Origin of the sequence: Microcoleus sp. Pol12B5, assembly GCF_036701335.1 — a bacterium.
Lineage (GTDB): Bacteria > Cyanobacteriota > Cyanobacteriia > Cyanobacteriales > Microcoleaceae > Microcoleus.
The window spans coordinates 29,464-48,351 of sequence record NZ_JAUBQQ010000021.1; the positions used below are offsets into that span (position 1 = coordinate 29,464).

Here is an 18,888-nt window from a genome sequence, read left to right on the forward strand (position 1 = left end):
GCCAAAACTTGACACATATACACTCAAAAGGAACCCTCGACAATGAAAGATAAATTTCTTAACTTGCTTAACTTGCTTTTAGTAGCTGATGTGTTTTTCGTCTTTGCCATTTTTGGGTGGTTTGTGATCGCAGTAGCGGGTCGATCAACTGGCGTGAATCTCGGTTTTGATTTGTGGTATAGTCTCTGGCAGCCCGTATTTAATCCCGCCCTGGGAATTCTTATGGGCGGTGCTATTCTCAGCGGTATAATTAACCAAGTTTCTAAACGCCTCAATCCCAAGTAAAATTGATGTTTTGTTGGAGACGGTGATTGGTGATACTACTTAGCGGGCGATCGAACTTGTGGAATGCGTCAAAGATGAGGCACTCAATTAGGTCGATGAAGCTTGAAAATACATAAGTAGTCAAAAACGAGTGAAACGCTCCCCAAAGGAGCGATATCTTATGACAGCCATCACAAAAGTTATGATAGCTTTACATTCTGTTACAGGGTAAAGTTTATTTTCGCTTGCCTATTTACGTCGAAAATAAAGATTGGACGATCGGGATCTAAAAGTATCAACTCATATTCGGAGTAACAAAAGTCGGGCAATTATGGGAGAACAAAAATGTATCGGTATCCTCACTAGCGGGGGTGACTGTGCAGGCTTAAACGCAGTTATTCGAGCCGTTGTCCACCGCGCAACGGGAACTTACAATTGGAAAGTGATGGGCATTCGTCAAGCCACGAAGGGATTGATGAGTCGTCCCCCTCAAGCAATTCCCTTGGATATTGAGAAAGTAGACTCGTGGCTCACCATTGGCGGTACGATGCTAGGCACGACAAATGAGGGCAATCCTTTTGCCTTCCCGATGTCAGATGGGACTCTACGCGATCGTTCTGACGACATTATCGAAGGCTATCATCAACTAGGTTTGGATGCCTTAATTGGCATTGGTGGCGACGGCAGTCTCGCCATTCTCAGGAAGATTGCTCAACACGGCAATTTGAATTTAGTTGCTATTCCTAAAACTATTGATAATGATGTCGGAATTACCGAGCGTTCCATCGGTTTTGATACTGCGGTCAATATTGCGACTGAAGCACTCGATCGCTTGCATTTTACTGCGGCCAGTCACAGTCGCGTCATAATTGTTGAAGTCATGGGACGCGACGCTGGACATATTGCGATCAGTGCCGGAATTTCTGGGGGAGCTGATATAATTCTGATTCCCGAAATCCCTTACAAAATTTCCAATATCTGTGCCCAAATCCAAGAACGCCAAGACCGGGGAAAAAACTACTGTTTAATTATAGTAGCGGAGGCGGTTCGCACTGAAGAAGGCGAGTTAGTAATGCACACAAATCGCTTAGGTCAAAGTCGATTAGGCGGAATTGGTCAGTATTTAGCTGATACAATCTCTGAGTGCAGCGGTGCAGAAACTCGCGTCACTGTTTTGGGACATATTCAACGCGGAGGAACTCCTTCATCGCTAGAAAGATTAATTGCTTCGGCTTTTGGCGTCGCAGCAGTTGATTTAATTGCCGAAGAGAAATACGACTGCATGGTATCTTGGCAAAAGCGGGAGGTTGTGAGCGTTCCTCTGGAAGATGCGATCGCCAAATACAGACCTGTAGACTTCGATGGTACTCTGGTTAAAACGGCCCGCGGTTTAGGGATTTGTCTGGGAGACTAAACAATTACCCGTCCGATTTCTCAAAGATTTAGTCCGGGACGCATTCAGAACCAAGAAACTGGGTTTTTCAACCGAGACTGAGGTTTTTAAGCCAGTTTCTTGTCATAAAAAAACCAAGGTGATGACCGTCTGTGCTTCCAGGACTAAGATTAACCTGGAAGCAGTGACGTTTCAACTATTTAGTGTAACCTGCAATCAGTTCCGAGCGAGTATCGACCCAGAGTGCGATCGCACTCGGAACTACAAAATACCGCAACAAGTGGAAAGGTGAGAAATTGGCACCATTTACTGCACAAATTAGAGTGCGCCATTACGAAATGGACGCCCTCGGTCACGTAAATAATGCTGTTTACCAGCATTATTTAGAACACGCTGCGATCGAACATTTAGAACACTTGGGATTTACACTGGATCGCTACCGGGAACTGGGTGGCGTCTTTGTAATGCGACGGATAGAGATTGACTATTTGCGATCGGCAGCCGCGGGCGATCGATTGGAGATATCCACTTGGATCGAACAAATGCGCGGCCCGCGTGCTGTCCGCCGCTACGAAATTCGCTTGGCTGGAAGTGACGAAATTTTGTTAAAAGCCGAGGCGCTTTGGGTTTGGGTTGAAGTTACCACCATGCGACCGCGAGCAATTCCCAAACAAATAATTGATATTTTTGAATCACAATCTCAAGCATTACCAACATAGAGAAAAAATCAACTATTATATTTGCAAAATCCTGTAAAAATCTATTGGTTTGTAGTGAGGACTTCCGTCCTCTATTCCACGTTTGTAGAAGTGCAAAAAGTTGATTGTCGCTGGGGCCGCAAATCCCGATGGCAAAAAGTCGGATCGCCCGCCTGCCAGTTTGGATGCCACAGAGGTACGATGGAATATAGGGAGGGAGGCCAAGCCGGCGAAGGTTAAGCTTGGTGACAATACCCACAGGAAGGAAAAAATGACACTTAACTTGCGGCGACCGATTTTAATAGGCGGAATAGGACTTTCAGCAGCGCTGTGGCTGCTGGAAACTCTACAGCATTCGGGTTCAGAAATGGGCGAAACGGCACTCATTGGCTTGGCGGCTGCCGGTGCGGGGTATTGGTGGTGGAAACAACAATCCCCCAAACTCGAACTCGCACTCCCGCAACCCCTGGCGAACCGGGAAGCAGCCGAAAAAGCGATCGCGGCTTCAGAAGCAGCAATTAAATTGCTAGCCTCAGAAGCTCAAAACTCAGCCGATCCTGCTAATCTAACAGCAAAGCTCGATCGGCTCAGAACCGAATTAGACAGACAAGATTTGCGGATTACCGTAACTGGCGGCAAAGCTGTCGGCAAAACTGTCTTAATTCAAGTTTTAAATTCTAATTGGGTCTCTCAACACCCACAAAAGCTTAGTTTACAAGAAACAGCAGCGCTGTTTGCTAATACAAATGCCGATGCCAAAATCAACGGTGATTTAGTGCTGTTTGTAACAGCCGGCGACATCACAGATTCCGAATTTAAAACATTATCTCAGCTAGCTTCTGGCGGTCAGCGCGTGCTGCTAGTCTGGAACAAACAAGACCAATATTTGCCAGAACAGCAGTCGCAGGTTTTGCACTCTTTGCAGCAGAAAATGCAAGGAATATTGGGAACAGAAGAGATAATTGCGATCGCAGCTTCTCCCAATTCTATTAAAGTGCGCCAGCACCAAGCGGACGGCACATTTAAAGAACGGATCGAAAATCAAGTCTCTCAACTCGACGCGCTGACAGAAAGATTGACTAAAATCTTAACGGAAGAACGGCAACAGTTGGTCTGGGCGAGTGCAGTGCGCGAGGCTGCAAGTATCAAGTTAGAGGCAAAAACCTTATTAAATGCGGTCAGGCGCGATCGGGCAATTCCGATTATCGAACAATATCAGTACATCGCCGCCGCCACCGTCTTTGCTAATCCGGTTCCGGCTTTAGACTTGCTAGCAACAACCGCCATCAGCACCCAACTCGTAATCGATCTCGGCGCTATCTACAAGCAACAGTTTTCCTTAGACCAAGCTAAGACAGTAGCGGCTACTTTGGCTAATCAAATGTTCAAATTGGGATTAGTAGAACTGTCTACCCAAACTATTACTGGACTGCTGAAAAGCAATGCCGTCACCTATGTAGCAGGAGGCGCGGTGCAGGGAATTAGTGCAGCCTATTTTACCAGAATAGCAGGACTGAGTTTAATTGAATATTTTCAAAATCAAGAACTGGAAAATGCTGCCAAAGGCATTTTCAGTCTCGACCAGTTGACTAAAACTTTGCAAGCAGTATTTACGCAAAATCAGCAAGTTTCCTTCTTGCAATCTTTCGTCAACCAAGTGGCGAGTCGCCTTTCATCTCAGGTATCTGGGCCCGAAACCGTTAAGTCGGCGGTCAATTAGAAGTAGTCCAGCATCTGATGTTGTTAAATTCGGTCGATCGCCCATGATATCCGTAGGGACACGGCAGTGCCGTGTCCTAGCCGCAGCCCATTAAGAAACGGTTAATTCAGCGACCAATTAAAATTAGTCCAGCATCTGATATTAAAGCCGGTCAATCGCCGAGGATATCTAATATTAAATCCGGTTGATTGCCCAGGAGATCCGTAGGGACACGGCAGTGCCGTGTCCCTACCTAATTCCTCACTAAAAAATTATAAATTTATGAAAAATTGTATTAAAATAAGAAATAGGATTTATAATTCGACGATCAATTATACCTGCTTAAAAAAGCCGATCGCCAATGGCTGACAATTCCATTCAAGAAAATCGCTTATCCCTTGCCCGCGCCAGTTTGCGCGAAGCCCTGGCGCGCTATTCCCACCTGCGCCAAGGGAAAAAAAACTCGAATAATACAGAATTAGAAGCGGCGCTGCAATATCAGTTAGATATCTTAACTTCCACCTCAGAAAAACTAGACCACAACATAATCCGCATTGCTACTTTCGGCTTAGTCAGCCGTGGCAAGTCAGCCGTATTAAACGCGCTTTTAGGTCACAAAATTCTGCAAACAGGCCCTCTCAACGGCGTGACTCAGTGGCCACGTTCCGTGCGCTGGAGTGTGCCTTTATCCTTCCTTGAGAGCGAGGAATCCCCCCAACCCCCCCTTGGCAAGGGTGGGACAGGAGGGGTGCAAGTAGAATTAATCGATACTCCCGGACTTGATGAAGTTGGCGGCGAAGTGCGCGGCGAAATGGCGAAACAAGTAACTCGCCAAGCTGACTTAATTCTGTTTGTCGTTGCAGGCGATATCACCCGAACTGAATATCAAGCACTGTGCGAATTGCAAACAGCTCAAAAACCGGTAATTTTAGTTTTTAATAAAATTGACCTTTATCCAGAATTAGACAGAAAAGCTATTTACCAAAGTTTGCAAGCGCTGGGAAATTCTGAAGAGTTAGCAGCCGCTGCGGTAACAGAGGAAACAGATAGCGAAAATTTGTCCGATCGCCCAAACAACTCCTCCGATAAATCTACTGCCAAATCACCGCCTAAAACTTCCAAATCTTTAGAAATAGTCATGGTAGCTGCCGAACCAGCGCCGGTGCAAGTGCGGGTGGAATGGTCCGACGGAAGAGTCACTAACGAATGGGAGTCGCCGCCCGCGCAGATAGACGAACTCAAACATAAAATTCTCACAATTCTTAACAGAGAAGGTCGATCGCTCCTCGCTCTAAATGCTTTAGTTGAAGCTAGAGATGCCGAAGCAAACATTGCCCGTCACGTTCTCAAATTGCGACAAACAGAAGCCGAAGATTTAATCTGGCAATTTGCAAAATATAAAGCTTTGGCTGTCGGTTTAAATCCAGTGGCATTCTTGGATGTAATGGGAGCAAGTGTCGCAGATTTAGCCTTAATTCGCTCTTTATCCAGACTTTACGGCTTACCCATGACTGGTTACGAAGCCGGAAAACTTTGGCAGACTATTTTCTCCAGTGCTGGCGGCGTACTTTTGGGAGAATTGGGTAGCAGTTTCCTCTTGGGATTTGGCAAGAGTGCGGCCGCTGCGGCCCCGCACATCGGCTTTTCTACTTTTGCCGGAGTCGCTGTCACTCAAGCTAGTTTAGCAGCTTACGGAACCTACGCTGTCGGTCGCGCCGCCCAAGTTTACTTAGAAAAAGGCTGCACCTGGGGTCCCCTGGGACAAGATACGGTAATTCAAGAAATTCTCGCCACCATCGAGCGTAATACAATTATCGATCGCTTGCAGCAAGAGTTTAAAATTGGCAATTAAAAATTGCGCTAGTAGTTGAGTAGGGTAGGTCAGCAGATGGTTATTTGTCAATAATCGAAGAGCTAGGATCTGACGCACCCTAATGCTTGTACTCTTATAGAACCCTTTTGAGATATTTGGTGACAAGCTAAGAGCACAGGAGTCTAGAATTCCAGAAATAAATGTCATACTCCAGCAGCTTAACCGACTCATAGTAGGAACTTATCGAACTCTTACTCCCACAAAAGAAGAAAACTAGACTTCCTCGTTGGAGTAAAAGGCAAATCCTGGATGGGACTTTTATCAGCTCAAAAACGGCTGTAATTGGTGTGATTTCCCTAAAGACTTCTCTCCCTATTCAACCGCCTCCTGGCATTACAAACAATGGCGTTCTGATTGTGTATTAGAACACACCATGTCTGCTTTACATGGACAAGTGCGACAACAACTTTAAAAAAACAAAAGTGGACGCGCTTACTCATCATTGACTCGCAAGCGGTCAAAAACACCTGCAATGCCAGTCTTGAATCCAAAGGGTTTTGTGATTACAAATGCACCAAGGGCATCTATAGGCAAGGAAAATCAAGCTTTTTAGCCACTATTTCCGTTTTCATTCTGATCTCGGTTCAATTCCTGTAAGTTTCTGTACGACTGCTTATTTACCCGCAATTTTATTGGTCACTGAAATGAACCCGACTATTTTAACTCCTTTGCAATAGCCCGAAAAAGTGCCATTACCTCATCATCATCCTTAGGTTTTGTTAAGCCAGAACTTGTTTTTACAATCACCATATTTTCTTTCGGATTAATATAGATATACTGCCCCCAAACACCTACAGCACTGTAGTCTCCATTAGAATCTGTAGGAACCCACCATTGGTATTGATATCCCCACTTACCATATTCCTCTGCTGTCGATCCAACTTGCAGATAGGGGCTATCTGGGGCAACAGACTTTTTAACCCAGGCTTGGGGGATGATTTGTTTTCCGTTAAAGTAGCCCTCATGGAGATAGAGTAGCCCAAACTTGGCGTAGTCTCGCAAGGTAGCATTTAAGCAGCAAAATGTCAGTTCTGTATTGTGATTATCTGTCAACCATAAGGCATCTGATTCAGCACCTAGTGGTTGCCATAGTTTGGTTTGAAAATATGAGGAAATACTCTGTCCAGTTACTCGCTCAATAAGCAAACCCAATACCTGTGTGTCTAAACTGATGTAATGAAATCTCTTTCCCGATGGATAATCTGATGGAAAGTTGAGAACAACTTTTTTAATTGGCTGCATATATAGAAAAAGCTGGGGAAGTAAATTGTTTATATCAGAGGAATCGTCGTCATAGTTCTCGCTAAATTTGACTCCAGAAGACATCTGAAGAATATGTTTAATAGGAACATTTCGATAGCCTGAGTCTGCTAGTTCGGGAATATATTTTGTGATTGAGTCATTGATACTATCTATGTATCCATCCGCGATCGCAATTCCAACTAATGCTGATGTCAAGGATTTTGCCATCGACCAAGAAGTATTCTTATATAAAGCACTATTCCCTTTAAAATATTTTTCATAAACAATCGTGTCATTCTTTATCACTAAAATACCAGTTGTCTCTGTCTTTGTTAGCAGTTCTGACATTTTATAAAATTGACCTTCAAACTTATAAAAAACATCTAAAATGTGCAGATTTTCTTTGAAAAAATATGGGTTACTAGAAGATTTGATTTGTTTGCTTGGGAAAATTTTTCCCATGTTCCGAAAGTTTGTTGCTCGCTTGTTAGGGTCAAACAAAGATAGCTTTGGATAAAAATAGAGTTGCCAAACAGAAAATAAAGAAATACATACTATAATTATCGAAACAACTGTCCAAATTAATAACTTATTCTGATTGGTTAACATATGATTAAAGTTAAGTAGAACAATGAGGAATAAAGGCTGGCTTGGTGTAAGAAGATTGTCGCTCTTTTGCGAATTTTAAAAATATCGCAAAGCTCTAGCAAAAGCTGAAAGCGAAAATGAATTAACAGCTCGATCGTATTTTATTTCGGGATTGACATTTATTCCTTGAGCAGTCACAGAGAAAATAATGAAGAATACAATTACTGCTGGACAGATCCTAGCCAGAAAAAATCTCATTACTATCTCCTTACAGATGACGTGTTCTCTATGGCCAATCCAAGACTCATATTAGAATGCCAAAAAGAATGATGAATAGTAGTTTTTTTTGATATAGATCAAATTTGATCTATATCAAATTTCAAGCTATCCAATTCAATTAGGCTTGCCCTGGTTGCGTTGATGCCTTCTGCGTCTCTTACGGAGATTGCTGAGAGTTTCTTGTCGGATTCCTAAGTAAGAAGCAATATGACCGAGATTAACCCTGTCTTCAATGTCTGGGTATTTTTGTAGTAATTGCTCGTAGCGCTCGTATGCTGTCAAAGAAAGGAAAGAAATCAAGCGCTCTTGAACATCAATATAGTAGCGTTCAATAAAGAGGCGGCTCAGATTTTGCCAGATCGGATCTTTACTGTAGAGATATTGGAGACTCTCGTAGGTAATCGAGAGGAATTTACAATCTGAGATCAGAATAATACTTTCTAGACTGGGTTGGCGATACGTAAAACTGAGGTGTGAATTTACAATATCCCCCTCAAACCCAAACCAAGGTATAACTTCTTTCCAATTATCATAGTGGACTGCTCTAACTACTCCTTCCAAAATGAAATGGAGATGGTTGCAAATCTGACCCCGTTCTAGCAATAAAGATCCTTTAGGCAACTCTAGGGGGTATGTAACTCTACGAAGTTCTTCGCGTTGCTGTGGGTCTAGAGGTATGAGCTGATTGAAGGTCTGGAAAAGTTGCTCCTGCATTCCTTATTAACCCTTTGTAAAAAACCTAAGAATTTTTAACTACTTAGCTGTCTAACAGCTAAATTGAGCCGCAACCGATCGCTACTAACTTAACTTAAAAATATCACAATTTGGGGTAAAACCGAGATACGGGCTTTCCGAGGAGATGACGTAAAATTTTGTAAGTAATCGAAATTTTGGGACAGGGTAGCGAAGCTATCACTAGCCACAAAGTAGCAATTAAAACCCTTATTAGGCAAGCATTACTGGCCTTAATTGCACTTTTTTACACATATCTCGGCTCAAGGTCAGAGGGAAATTATATCTATTACAAAGGAGTTTTTTATATAAGCAAGTTATTCAGCATAATGTCGAGATTCTTAAACTTTATTACTCGATATTATTTTAAATAGTGGTTTCAATACTCATAGTCATATCATCTGATTTAGTAACTATAAATCCCCTTTTCTAAAAACGGTAAGCCTACCCTGAAGGAATTTTTTATGAACTTTTGGGAGTAAAACTTCGCGTTTACCCATTTACAAAGAAATGAACTATCAACGAAAGAAAAAGTAAATTATCGAGAAGCAAGGTAAATCGTATCCCCTCTTTCATGCAAGTGTACAGAGAACCCCTACAACAAGCTATACGACTTAGTTTTAAAAATTGTAGAAACTTGTTTCGTGGTAAACAAAATCCAAAGAACTTTATAGAACCTCTTTGACTCTTTTCTTAAACAAGAAAGCCGACAAAAAAGCCGTCTCACATAACTCAATATCCACAAAATGATAAATCATGGGGCGATGGTGGCAAAAGGGTTCAAATTAATATGGCACAATGGTTACGGTTATAACAATAGATATCAAATTGGTTCTATACCCTTGTCAAAAAAGGATGCAACTATAGGTAAGCTCCACACCTTAATAGTAATTGGAGACTCCTAATTCTTTAATCGAAAATCGAAAATCGAAAATCGTATTACCGTCTCGCGATTCTAACACCTTCCCTAAAATGGGCGATTGTGGCAATTACCGCTATAGAAAAGTAAAATATTCTAATCAGCCAAAAACAAACCCGCATTGACCAAGTAACAATAGTCGGAGCAATACCTGTGAACTGTACAAATCTGGAATTAACTTTTTTTTCAAAGCTGTCAAGATCTTTCATCTCCGATTGTTTCGCTGGAATAACGGGAAACTGACCAGTATATACATAATAACCTATAAAACCAGGCACTCCTACTTTTCTATTCAAAAATGAGTTAGTTAATGTTGCAGTTTGCCGAGGCGATAATTTATCAGATTCTCCTACTTTCTCCAACCAATAATTATATCGAATGGCTGGCGTAATCATGAAAACTAAGGGAACTATAACTATCAACACAGCAGCACTAATTTTGCGACCGTATTGAGGGTGTAAAAGCCTTGTCGCCACACCCACTCCCATACCGATAAATGCAAATACTAATATATTTAACAGTTCAATAATTTCGATGCCTCTCAACAAATCGCCGATAATCAGAATTGTATATAATAATTTGTCTGCCAGTAGCAGAGCTGCCCACTTGATGAGAATTGAAACGCCTACAATAGTAGCTACAATCGCCACATACCCGATGGCACCTAGAACGTACAGTAAAATCGAACCGGCTTGTTTGAATGATTGCATGGAATTATTCACTCTTGTGAAAGTTGAGGAGTCTGATTGACAAAAAAAATTGAAATTTTAAAGCAATTTGGAGTTCCAAATTTGACTTTTAAAATTGATTAGTTTGATATCTAGAAATCAATCTACAATCTACAATCGATCGACAAGTTCCCGCGCCGCCGCTTTGGTGACTTGTGCGATCCGTTCTTTCACAACATCCTCTTCGATCGCCTTGGGGTCTGATTCCAGCTCGCGATCGATCCCCAACCATAAAAGATACTCGATATTACCGGCCGGGCCAAGTAAAGGCGACCACGTTAAGCCGCGTTGCTGCCATCCTAAAGCTGTGGCTGCCTTCCACACTTGAAAAATCGCATCAGCTTGAGTTGCTGAGTCTCGCACTACGCCTTTTTTCCCGACTCTCTCGCGCCCTACCTCAAACTGCGGCTTTACCAGCAACACCGCTTCTCGCGGTGGTGCCAACAATTCCCACAGTGCCGGTAAAATCTTATCCAGGGAAATAAACGACACATCTACTACCGCCAAATCTGCTCGCGCAGAGTCGCCGTAAAGCTCAGTAGCAGTCATGTACCGCAAATTGGTGCGTTCTTTCAAAACTACCCTCGGATCGTTACGCAAGCCCCAATCTGCTTGACCGTAGCCCACATCTACGCCGTAGACTAGGGCGGCGCCGGCCTGCAGCAAACAGTCGCTAAAACCGCCTGTGGAAATGCCGCCGTCGAGACAAATTCTGCCTGCAACGGGAATAGCAAAAACTTCTAAAGCTTTGGCTAATTTGTCGCCACCTCTAGAAACATAGCGCGATCGCTCTTTAATCTGAATTTTTGCTGCAATATCCACCTCAGTGCCCGGTTTGTCAACTACCTGTTGGTTGATGGATACTTTCCCAGTCCGAATCAAGGCCTGAGCTTGCTGTCTGGAACTGCACAAATCTAGGCTGACCAATAAAGTATCTAGTCGCTGTTTAGCCAAGGTTTTTAATCTGTACGGATAGGGTTAAGAACAGTACCAGATTAGCACTTACGCACAAGCCCCACTGCTAATTTTTGGCGATTATTTGGGTTTTGCGATTGTCGCGGGGCGATGCCCCCAGCTCACATGATGTGACTGAGATCGCTCTGAGTGTGTAGTTGGATCACAGATAAACATTCATAGAATCACACAATAATTTTTGTGACTAGCGGATGATTTATATGCAGCTAAAAGCGCTACACATACCATCAGGGCGATCGACCATGAAAACAATTAACTTTCCTATCAGAAATCCTGCCCATTGTCAAGAAAACCCCCTCGCCTTCGTCAGTGGTGACATTATTCACATTCTTTACCCCAACGGCGAAGTAGAAGCAACAACGGTCGCACAAATCGAGCTGCGCCAAACCAAAAATCCCCTGGACAAATGCCTCGTCTGGGGATGTGTTGACGATTTTTAGTACCAGTTTCAAACAAGAATGCAATTATAGGGCAGCTCCAAACCCTTAATTCATCAGTCATCCCCTATTATTTAAATTTTTAATCTATTATTTTTAATCTGAAATCTTTAATCTAAAATTGTATAACCCATAAAAAAAGATCGCTTGGAGGCGGTGAGGCCAAAAAAAGCGATCGATCCAACTGCTGCTAACTGCCAGCCACAAGTGCAATTTACTGCTAAAAGAATTAGCAAATTGACTTAAATATCTTGTTCGCTCAATTCGCGAATCATGTAATCAAAAGGCTGATCCAAAAAAGGCCCCACAGACAAGCCAGCAGCTTCCACCTGAGCCTTAACCATCTCCTTCATAATGCTAATCCCCATCACCGTCGGGCCAATGGGAACGCTTAGAGAATTGTAAGTTTCTCGCAAACCTTGCAGCACGCGCTCGTCGAGCACATCGGTACTTCCAGCCACCAGGGCGTAAGTAGCATAGCGCAAGTAGTAATCCATATCCCGCAGACAAGCCGCGTAGCGACGAGTCGTGTAGGCATTTCCACCGGGACGGATCAGTTCTGGCTGTTCAGCAAATAGCTGGATACCAGCTTGCTTAACAATTGCCGCAGCATTGCTGTTAATCGCAGCCGCCGCCTGTACCCGTGCCGTGCCCGTTGCAAAATAAGATTTCAACCGATCGATACCATCTCGGTCTAAATACCTACCAGCAACATCATAATTTTCAATCAGGCTCGTCACTGCATCGCGCATAAGTTTCTCTCCCAAAAATCTTTATCAATACTTTGCTATCTGAGACAGACCGCCTATTGTAGACTACTACAAATCGGCGTTTGATTAAGATTTGAGATAGGATTTTCACGAAGGGTAGTCTATCCGTGGCAAACTGTCGTAAAATTCAGCCGTTTGCCTTGTATCTTCAGCCGAAAAATCCACAGGGCAAGAATCTCAAATTGCCCGGCCGCACTGGGCCGCTATTTCAAAATTTTGTAGCCATAGATACAAAATAGTGGATACTGAAGGCCTACGATCGCCCACACAGTCTGAAATCGGCCGATCGCCAAGACACAACCAATATCAGGAGTAAGTCATGTTCCAGACACCCCAAGAAGCCTTAAACTACATACAAGAAAATAAGATCCAGATCGTTGACCTCAAATTCATCGATATGCCGGGGATCTGGCAGCACCTTTCCCTGTACCACGACCAAATCGACGAAACCGCATTCACAGACGGCGTACCCTTCGACGGTTCCAGCATTAGGGGCTGGAAAGCCATCAACGAATCAGACATGACGATGGTCATCGATCCGACCACCGCTTGGATGGACCCGTTCATGGCAGAACCGACCATCAGCTTCATTTGCAGCATCAAAGAACCTCGCACCGGCGAACCGTACAGTCGCTGTCCCCGCACAATTGCCCAAAAAGCCATAGACTACTTGCTTTCGACCGGTCTCGGCGATACAGCATTCTTTGGCCCGGAAGCAGAATTCTTTATTTTTGACGACGTTCGCTTCGACCAAACCCAAAATTCCGGCTACTATTACGTAGATTCGATCGAAGGTCGCTGGAATTCCGGCAAAGAAGAAGCAGGCGGCAATCTCGGCTACAAACCGCGTTACAAAGAAGGTTATTTCCCAGTAGCACCAACCGATACCTCTCAAGACATGAGAACGGAAATGCTGCTGACAATGGCAAAATGCGGCGTACCCATCGAAAAGCACCACCACGAAGTCGCCACCGGCGGTCAATGCGAACTCGGTTTCCGCTTTGCCACTTTAGTACAAGCAGCCGACTACTTGCTGACTTACAAATACGTCATCAAAAACGTCGGCAAAAAATACGGCAAAACCATCACCTTCATGCCCAAACCGCTGTTTAACGACAACGGTTCCGGGATGCACGTTCACCAGTCGATTTGGAAAGACGGCCAACCTCTATTTGCAGGCGATCAATATGCAGGTTTCAGTCAAATGGGACTGCATTACATCGGTGGCATTCTCAAGCACGCACCGGCGCTTTTGGCAATCACCAACCCCACGACAAATTCCTACAAGCGTTTAGTTCCGGGCTTTGAAGCGCCTGTAAACTTAGCTTACTCTCAAGGAAATCGATCGGCATCAGTGCGGATTCCGTTGTCGGGAACTAACCCCAAAGCCAAGCGGTTAGAATTCCGTTGTCCCGATGCCACATCCAACCCCTATTTAGCATTTGCAGCCATGCTGTGCGCCGGCATTGACGGCATCAAAAATCAAATCGATCCGGGCGAACCTTTGGACGTGGATATCTACGACCTTTCCCCTGAAGAATTGAGCAAAATTCCTTCAACTCCCGGTTCCTTGGAAGGCGCTTTAGAAGCTTTAGAAAAAGACCACAGTTTCTTAACTGAAACTGGCGTATTTACCGAAGACTTCATCCAAACCTGGATTTCCTACAAACTCGACAATGAAGTCAACCCGATGCGGCTGCGTCCTCACCCCTACGAGTTTGCTCTCTACTACGACTGTTAGAAAATTAAGAATTAAAAATTAAAAGTTAAAACTGGTAATTATACTATTTTTAACCTGTGATTTTTAATTAATAAGAACGCCGCTTTTAAGAGCGGCGTTTTTTTGAAGTTTAGAACTTCTGGATCAGCGCCCAGACTCTCCCGTTACCCGACACTATCTGAGCAACGCTGTTAGTAGTAGGGCCCATTGTAGCCTCAGAGACATCCTCTACAGCCCATTTAGTTGCTTTCTCATCAACAATAAATAAATCGTCAGCGGTAGTGCCTTCCTGAACCCGATATATCTTATTCAAAATGAAACGCTGTCGCGCCTCAGCTTTTGGTATGCCCGTAACTTCATCAGGATCGATAGAGAGGGCACTGCCTTCTTTTAATGTACCTTTCGAGTTGCTTAAATTGCGATCGTCCCTTTGAGCAACCCGCACGCCGTGAAGTTGCAAACCAGGCTCATTCTCAGAGATATTTGAGATAGCAGTTACGGCCCCACTTTTTCCCAAACCGAGAACCGCTGCACTCACAGTAAAAATTAGCAAAAACTTGAAATTATTCACCGTATTTATGCTCCTTTGTTTGTGAGATTCTGCACTCATTCTAAATTAGCAATTAGCAATTAACAATGACCAAACGATGTCCGATATTTTTGTGATGATCCGCAATCAGAGTAACGTCGCCATGACTTCAGTTGACGGCATGGCGTTTGTCACTTTACTGACTCAAGAAGGACGAGTGCTGGCCGAGGAGACAGTTGACCTGTTTGAAGCAGATGTGAATTTTGATAACCTGAAGCAGGGAAAATATACTGTAGTTGTCAGACACGAAGGCGTTGAACCTCGATCGGCAACCTGTAGTGTTACAATCACCGATGAAGATAAAGTAATCATGCTGACATTTGTTTACTTGGAGCTAGAACGGGTGCTGCTCCGCATTCAAACTTCTACCGAAGAAAGACTATGACCGTGAAAGTTACTCCGCCAAATTCAATTAAAATGTTTCGCTATCGAGTACATTTCTTGGCAAAAGACCTCTGGAGGGAAAAAAACCCGATTTGTCGGATGAATCTGGCTTTACAGTTAGCCGATGTGGCGACAACTCTGGCTAGGCTAGAAGTAGAAGAGGCGCGAAAATTTCAACAAGAGTCTGCTATTGTTGAGGCTTCAGACTCGACGGAAACTGAAAAGTTTTAAGTGTATGAGGTTGCTGTCTGTGATCCGCGCAACCCTTGCGTGATAGCAGTTGAAAAAAATAATCTAACTGTAGAAAAGCTCCCAACCCTGATAGTCATCAGTCATTTTTAATCTAAAATCTAAAATGGTATGACTCGCAACTAAAAACTATTGTCATTGGTTGAGCTAGTAAAAAAAGTGTCTTTATAAAATTGAATCTCCGTGCTAAACAATAACTTTCTGCCTTGGGAGGTAATTGGTTGTCGAAAAAAGTGCGTTACACTTATATAAGTATCTTTACAAAACAACATAAAAGCATGACTGTTGCCTATCCCCGCAAGCTTCGCAACGCTATGGGAGCGCGCGAAATCTTAGCTAATGTAGTGCGCGATCGCGAAATTCACTTGATCACCCTCAACCGCTACCGCTACAGCGAACAGCGTAGTTGCAAAGACCTCACCGACGTGATCGAACGGCTAGACGGGGAACCTGCCGAACTCGTGCGCGACCTCTCCCGGCACATTTCCGACGAAGCGCGACACGCGATGTGGCTCACCGACTTGCTGGTAGACCTCGGCCAAAATGTGGGAACGCCGCCGGGAATCTCCTACATTGACGAATTTGACCGCCTGCTGAACAAAGAGCAATACCGGAACCTCGATGACGGTATAATTGCAGTTTTAGCCGCAATCAATGTCACCGAGAAGCGGGGCTGCGAATACTTCTCAGCGCACATCCACGCCCTCAAACAGGCTCCCCAAACCGCAGAAAACATCAAAATCCGCGAAACAATCGAAAAGATTTTTCCAGAAGAAGCTGGTCATGTCCGCTGGGGCAACCGCTGGCTCGGCTCTATAGCTGCCAAAAGCCCGGAACACCGCCAGAAGGTGGAACAGGCAAAGCGCAAGTATGTAGCGATCGAACAAGCAGCATTTGAATCGGGCATGGATATCATGTTGGGGGCAGAACTCCGTCGCGTCACCCGCCTAGTTGATATTGCCAACACCATGCCGATGTGGGAACGCCCGCAATACCTGATGGAACGCTTGCCCGCAAGCCTGCTGGCCCCCGACCTGCAAATGACCAGAGTCGATGTAGCTCAGCGGGCCTGGAACCGCGACCCCCAGGCATTTATGGAGAAATTGGTGCCCATGTTCCTCAACGGCTTGAATACCATTGAGAAGAAGCCGGCGGCGGCTAAGCCCAAGGCTTAAATACGATCGCGAACCTGGTTGAAACCGCTTTGCAAGTCCAACTTGCGTCTGCCTCCGCAAACAAGCGAGATTAACTGGTTCCCAGGCCTAGCCTCGGAACCAGTTATTTAAAGTCATAATTTTAAGCTTTAGCCAGTAAACTGATTATTGGAATAGTTTTCCATCTAAATATAATTATGACTACCAGCGAGCCGAACATACAAACAGCTTCCGCAGAAAGCCTATCGAGTGAAAGCGCGATCGCCTCTGAGCAGGTCGAAAAAGCCACAGCCGTCACCTATGCAGAAGAAATTGAAACTGTCATCGCCAGCATGGCTGTAGACCAAAAAGTGATGGTCGGTCAAAATGAAGCTGGCGGACATCTTTGGAAGTTTAAGTACGGCAGTGTTGAAGTGTTCGTGCAACTCACCGGCGAAACCGAAGAGGATACTTTGACTGTTTGGGCTTTTGTACTGCAGTTGCCAGCGAAGAATGAAGCTCAATTAATGCGGAAACTTCTAGAAATGAATTGGCTGTCTACTTTGGAATCTCATTTTGCCATTGTTGACAATCAAGTTGCGGTAATATCGACTCGGACCATCGCCGAAATCTCGGCAGGGGAAATTTCTCGGGTTATTACTATTGTCGCCACGATCGCCGATGATAATGACGATATTCTGCAAGCAGAATTCGGTCAGTAGTGATTAGTTAACAGTTAACAGTTAACAGTCAACAGTCAACAGTCAACAACTAACAGTTAAAAGTTAACAGTTAACTAATATGCAGGCCCTGCGATCCAAGCAATCGTGATTCCCAGCCCCAAACCTACAAGCACTTGAAAAGGAGTGTGTCCCAGCAACTCTTTCAGGCGAGCCTCATTAAGGTTGTGATCTTCCTCAAAAAACTCATCAATAATTTGGTTGAGGATGCGAGCTTGTTTGCCGGCTGCTTGGCGGACGCCTGCTGCGTCGTACATCACAATAATTGCAAAGATCGCAGCGATCGCAAAGTCCGGACTTTCCCATCCCATCGTTTGTCCCACTCCAGCAGCCAAAGCGCCCACAAAAGACGAGTGAGCGCTGGGCATTCCCCCCGTTGTTACCAAATACTGAAGATTAAACTTGCGATTTTTGACCAACTCGATCGGCAACTTCATGATCTGAGCCGCCAGACAAGCGAGCAAAGCAACCACGAGTACATGATTGTTGAATATGCCGCTGCAAATTTCCTGCATAGTGTTTAGTATTTCTAGTTACTGCGGCTGGTAATAAAATCGGCGATAGCCAGCAGCGGTAGAGCTTTGCTCCCAAACACTGCCAATTGAGCCTTAGCATCAGCAACAAGCTGCGAGGCTTGGCGCCGAGACTCCTCAATTCCCCACAAACTGGGATAAGTGACTTTTCCTGCTTGAACATCTTTGCCAGCAGTTTTGCCCAGTTCTTCTTGGGTAGCAGTAATATCCAAAATGTCGTCAATGATCTGGAAAGCCAACCCAATATTTTGAGCGAAACGAGACAGCCGCTGCAAATCGGGAGCCGAGGCACCAGCCAGAATTGCCCCACAAACTACGCAGGCTTCTAACAGCGCGCCTGTTTTATGAGCGTGAATGTAATTCAAAGTTTCCAGAGAAACATCTGTCTTTCCTTCCGATTCCAAATCAACCACCTGACCGCCTACGAGTCCAGCAGCACCCGATGCCCGCGCTAAATGGGCGATCGTCTGCAACACCTGTTGGGGGGGTACGTTCTCAGTTTTAGTGGCGATAAATTCAAAAGCATAGGTCAACAAACCATCGCCAGCCAAAATGGCAATATCCTCGCCGTAGACTTTGTGGTTCGTCAGTTTGCCGCGCCGGTAGTCGTCATTGTCCATTGCCGGCAAATCGTCGTGAATCAGCGACATCGTGTGGATCATTTCCAAAGCGCAAGCTGTCGGAATTGCCATAGATGTAGTGCCACCTGCCAGTTCACAGCTAGCCAGACACAGGATCGGACGCAGGCGCTTGCCCCCCGCTAGCAGCGAGTAGCGCATTGCTTCGTAGATTTTCTCTGGGTAGATGACCGGCAGTGCACTGTCGAGAGCTACCTCGATCGCCTCTTTTCGTTTGACTAGATAAGTAGATAAATCGAAAGAGGATTCCGGTTGGGACGAACCCATTTCTGTTGCCAATACCATCCCTTGCTCTCTTGTACTTA

The 18,888-nt window shown here is 44.6% G+C and carries 19 protein-coding genes; 11 read left to right on the forward strand and 8 right to left on the reverse strand.

Annotation, left to right across the window (positions count from 1 at the left end):
- Positions 1-42 precede the first annotated feature (42 nt).
- The 5 genes from QUA24_RS12575 (at position 43) to QUA24_RS12595 (ending at position 5,906) form a co-directional block, all read left to right on the forward strand.
- Positions 43-285 carry a hypothetical protein gene (locus QUA24_RS12575; RefSeq protein WP_242720156.1) on the forward strand — a complete coding sequence of 81 codons (243 nt, stop codon included), beginning with the start codon at positions 43-45 and terminating at the stop codon, positions 283-285.
- A 310-nt stretch (positions 286-595) separates the two neighbouring features.
- Positions 596-1,678: an ATP-dependent 6-phosphofructokinase gene (locus tag QUA24_RS12580; protein WP_333230072.1), complete on the forward strand. Its 1,083-nt coding sequence runs from the start codon at positions 596-598 to the stop codon at positions 1,676-1,678.
- Positions 1,679-1,953: 275 nt separating this feature from the next.
- Entirely contained in the window at positions 1,954-2,376 is a 423-nt protein-coding gene (locus QUA24_RS12585; RefSeq protein ID WP_333166772.1) for a thioesterase family protein, read from the forward strand.
- Positions 2,377-2,626: 250 nt separating this feature from the next.
- Positions 2,627-4,075 (forward strand): slr1306 family protein, encoded by a 1,449-nt coding sequence (locus QUA24_RS12590; RefSeq protein WP_333230074.1) that lies wholly within the window; start codon positions 2,627-2,629, stop codon positions 4,073-4,075.
- A gap of 340 nt (positions 4,076-4,415) precedes the next feature.
- On the forward strand, positions 4,416-5,906 hold the full coding sequence (locus tag QUA24_RS12595; RefSeq protein WP_333161014.1) for a DUF697 domain-containing protein: 1,491 nt from the start codon (positions 4,416-4,418) through the stop codon (positions 5,904-5,906).
- A 675-nt stretch (positions 5,907-6,581) separates the two neighbouring features.
- On the opposite strand, the gene QUA24_RS12600 is transcribed toward QUA24_RS12595, so the two are convergent.
- From QUA24_RS12600 to QUA24_RS12615, 4 genes are all read right to left on the reverse strand, one after another.
- Entirely contained in the window at positions 6,582-7,778 is a 1,197-nt protein-coding gene (locus QUA24_RS12600) for a serine hydrolase (protein ID WP_333161016.1), read from the reverse strand.
- A 372-nt stretch (positions 7,779-8,150) separates the two neighbouring features.
- Entirely contained in the window at positions 8,151-8,750 is a 600-nt protein-coding gene (locus tag QUA24_RS12605) for a Crp/Fnr family transcriptional regulator (RefSeq protein WP_333161018.1), read from the reverse strand.
- A gap of 957 nt (positions 8,751-9,707) precedes the next feature.
- Positions 9,708-10,397, reverse strand: coding sequence for a hypothetical protein (locus QUA24_RS12610; protein ID WP_333161020.1), 690 nt, complete (start codon positions 10,395-10,397; stop codon positions 9,708-9,710).
- A gap of 129 nt (positions 10,398-10,526) precedes the next feature.
- Positions 10,527-11,369 (reverse strand): TlyA family RNA methyltransferase, encoded by an 843-nt coding sequence (locus tag QUA24_RS12615; protein ID WP_333161022.1) that lies wholly within the window; start codon positions 11,367-11,369, stop codon positions 10,527-10,529.
- Between the two features lie 221 nt (positions 11,370-11,590).
- Here QUA24_RS12615 and QUA24_RS12620 point away from each other — a divergent pair, with 221 nt between their 5' ends.
- The gene (locus tag QUA24_RS12620) at positions 11,591-11,830 is read left to right on the forward strand and encodes a hypothetical protein (RefSeq protein WP_333161024.1); all 240 of its coding nucleotides are present in this window, start codon (positions 11,591-11,593) and stop codon (positions 11,828-11,830) included.
- A 239-nt stretch (positions 11,831-12,069) separates the two neighbouring features.
- Here QUA24_RS12620 and apcB read toward each other — a convergent pair whose 3' ends face one another.
- The gene (apcB, locus tag QUA24_RS12625) at positions 12,070-12,579 is read right to left on the reverse strand and encodes an allophycocyanin subunit beta (RefSeq protein WP_293258696.1); all 510 of its coding nucleotides are present in this window, start codon (positions 12,577-12,579) and stop codon (positions 12,070-12,072) included.
- A gap of 337 nt (positions 12,580-12,916) precedes the next feature.
- Here apcB and glnA point away from each other — a divergent pair, with 337 nt between their 5' ends.
- Positions 12,917-14,338, forward strand: coding sequence for a type I glutamate--ammonia ligase (gene glnA, locus QUA24_RS12630; protein ID WP_333057654.1), 1,422 nt, complete (start codon positions 12,917-12,919; stop codon positions 14,336-14,338).
- 109 nt (positions 14,339-14,447) lie between these two features.
- Here the strand turns inward: glnA and QUA24_RS12635 are convergent, their stop codons facing one another.
- A complete protein-coding gene (locus QUA24_RS12635) occupies positions 14,448-14,927 on the reverse strand; it encodes a hypothetical protein (protein WP_333230077.1) in 480 nt (159 codons plus the stop codon).
- Between the two features lie 37 nt (positions 14,928-14,964).
- Between QUA24_RS12635 and QUA24_RS12640 the strand changes: the two genes are divergently transcribed.
- The 4 genes from QUA24_RS12640 to QUA24_RS12655 all read left to right on the forward strand — a co-directional run bounded on the left by QUA24_RS12640 (position 14,965) and on the right by QUA24_RS12655 (position 17,394).
- Entirely contained in the window at positions 14,965-15,291 is a 327-nt protein-coding gene (locus QUA24_RS12640; RefSeq protein ID WP_333230078.1) for a hypothetical protein, read from the forward strand.
- Complete coding sequence (locus QUA24_RS12645; protein WP_333230080.1) at positions 15,288-15,521, forward strand: hypothetical protein; 234 nt, start codon at positions 15,288-15,290, stop codon at positions 15,519-15,521. The genes QUA24_RS12640 and QUA24_RS12645 overlap by 4 nt, the downstream gene beginning before the upstream one ends.
- A 296-nt stretch (positions 15,522-15,817) precedes the next feature.
- On the forward strand, positions 15,818-16,714 hold the full coding sequence (locus QUA24_RS12650; protein WP_333230082.1) for a ferritin-like domain-containing protein: 897 nt from the start codon (positions 15,818-15,820) through the stop codon (positions 16,712-16,714).
- Positions 16,715-16,890: 176 nt separating this feature from the next.
- The gene (locus tag QUA24_RS12655; protein ID WP_333211678.1) at positions 16,891-17,394 is read left to right on the forward strand and encodes a YbjN domain-containing protein; all 504 of its coding nucleotides are present in this window, start codon (positions 16,891-16,893) and stop codon (positions 17,392-17,394) included.
- 74 nt (positions 17,395-17,468) lie between these two features.
- On the opposite strand, the gene QUA24_RS12660 is transcribed toward QUA24_RS12655, so the two are convergent.
- Positions 17,469-17,927 carry a divergent PAP2 family protein gene (locus QUA24_RS12660; RefSeq protein WP_190658220.1) on the reverse strand — a complete coding sequence of 153 codons (459 nt, stop codon included), beginning with the start codon at positions 17,925-17,927 and terminating at the stop codon, positions 17,469-17,471.
- Positions 17,928-17,941: 14 nt separating this feature from the next.
- Positions 17,942-18,868 carry a geranylgeranyl diphosphate synthase CrtE gene (gene crtE / locus QUA24_RS12665; protein WP_333230084.1) on the reverse strand — a complete coding sequence of 309 codons (927 nt, stop codon included), beginning with the start codon at positions 18,866-18,868 and terminating at the stop codon, positions 17,942-17,944.
- Between the last annotated feature and the right edge of the window lie 20 nt (positions 18,869-18,888).

Bases quoted from the DNA above. Each gene is read 5' to 3' on its own strand.
- QUA24_RS12575 (WP_242720156.1), top strand. From the start codon at position 43: ATGAAAGATAAATTTCTTAACTTGCTTAACTTGCTTTTAGTAGCTGAT.
- QUA24_RS12580 (WP_333230072.1), top strand. From the start codon at position 596: ATGGGAGAACAAAAATGTATCGGTATCCTCACTAGCGGGGGTGACTGT.
- QUA24_RS12590 (WP_333230074.1), top strand. From the start codon at position 2,627: ATGACACTTAACTTGCGGCGACCGATTTTAATAGGCGGAATAGGACTT.
- QUA24_RS12595 (WP_333161014.1), top strand. From the start codon at position 4,416: ATGGCTGACAATTCCATTCAAGAAAATCGCTTATCCCTTGCCCGCGCC.
- QUA24_RS12600 (WP_333161016.1), bottom strand. From the start codon at position 7,778: ATGTTAACCAATCAGAATAAGTTATTAATTTGGACAGTTGTTTCGATA.
- QUA24_RS12605 (WP_333161018.1), bottom strand. From the start codon at position 8,750: ATGCAGGAGCAACTTTTCCAGACCTTCAATCAGCTCATACCTCTAGAC.
- QUA24_RS12610 (WP_333161020.1), bottom strand. From the start codon at position 10,397: ATGCAATCATTCAAACAAGCCGGTTCGATTTTACTGTACGTTCTAGGT.
- QUA24_RS12620 (WP_333161024.1), top strand. From the start codon at position 11,591: ATGCAGCTAAAAGCGCTACACATACCATCAGGGCGATCGACCATGAAA.
- apcB (WP_293258696.1), bottom strand. From the start codon at position 12,579: ATGCGCGATGCAGTGACGAGCCTGATTGAAAATTATGATGTTGCTGGT.
- glnA (WP_333057654.1), top strand. From the start codon at position 12,917: ATGTTCCAGACACCCCAAGAAGCCTTAAACTACATACAAGAAAATAAG.
- QUA24_RS12635 (WP_333230077.1), bottom strand. From the start codon at position 14,927: ATGAGTGCAGAATCTCACAAACAAAGGAGCATAAATACGGTGAATAAT.
- QUA24_RS12640 (WP_333230078.1), top strand. From the start codon at position 14,965: ATGTCCGATATTTTTGTGATGATCCGCAATCAGAGTAACGTCGCCATG.
- QUA24_RS12645 (WP_333230080.1), top strand. From the start codon at position 15,288: ATGACCGTGAAAGTTACTCCGCCAAATTCAATTAAAATGTTTCGCTAT.
- QUA24_RS12650 (WP_333230082.1), top strand. From the start codon at position 15,818: ATGACTGTTGCCTATCCCCGCAAGCTTCGCAACGCTATGGGAGCGCGC.
- QUA24_RS12655 (WP_333211678.1), top strand. From the start codon at position 16,891: ATGACTACCAGCGAGCCGAACATACAAACAGCTTCCGCAGAAAGCCTA.
- QUA24_RS12660 (WP_190658220.1), bottom strand. From the start codon at position 17,927: ATGCAGGAAATTTGCAGCGGCATATTCAACAATCATGTACTCGTGGTT.
- crtE (WP_333230084.1), bottom strand. From the start codon at position 18,868: ATGGTATTGGCAACAGAAATGGGTTCGTCCCAACCGGAATCCTCTTTC.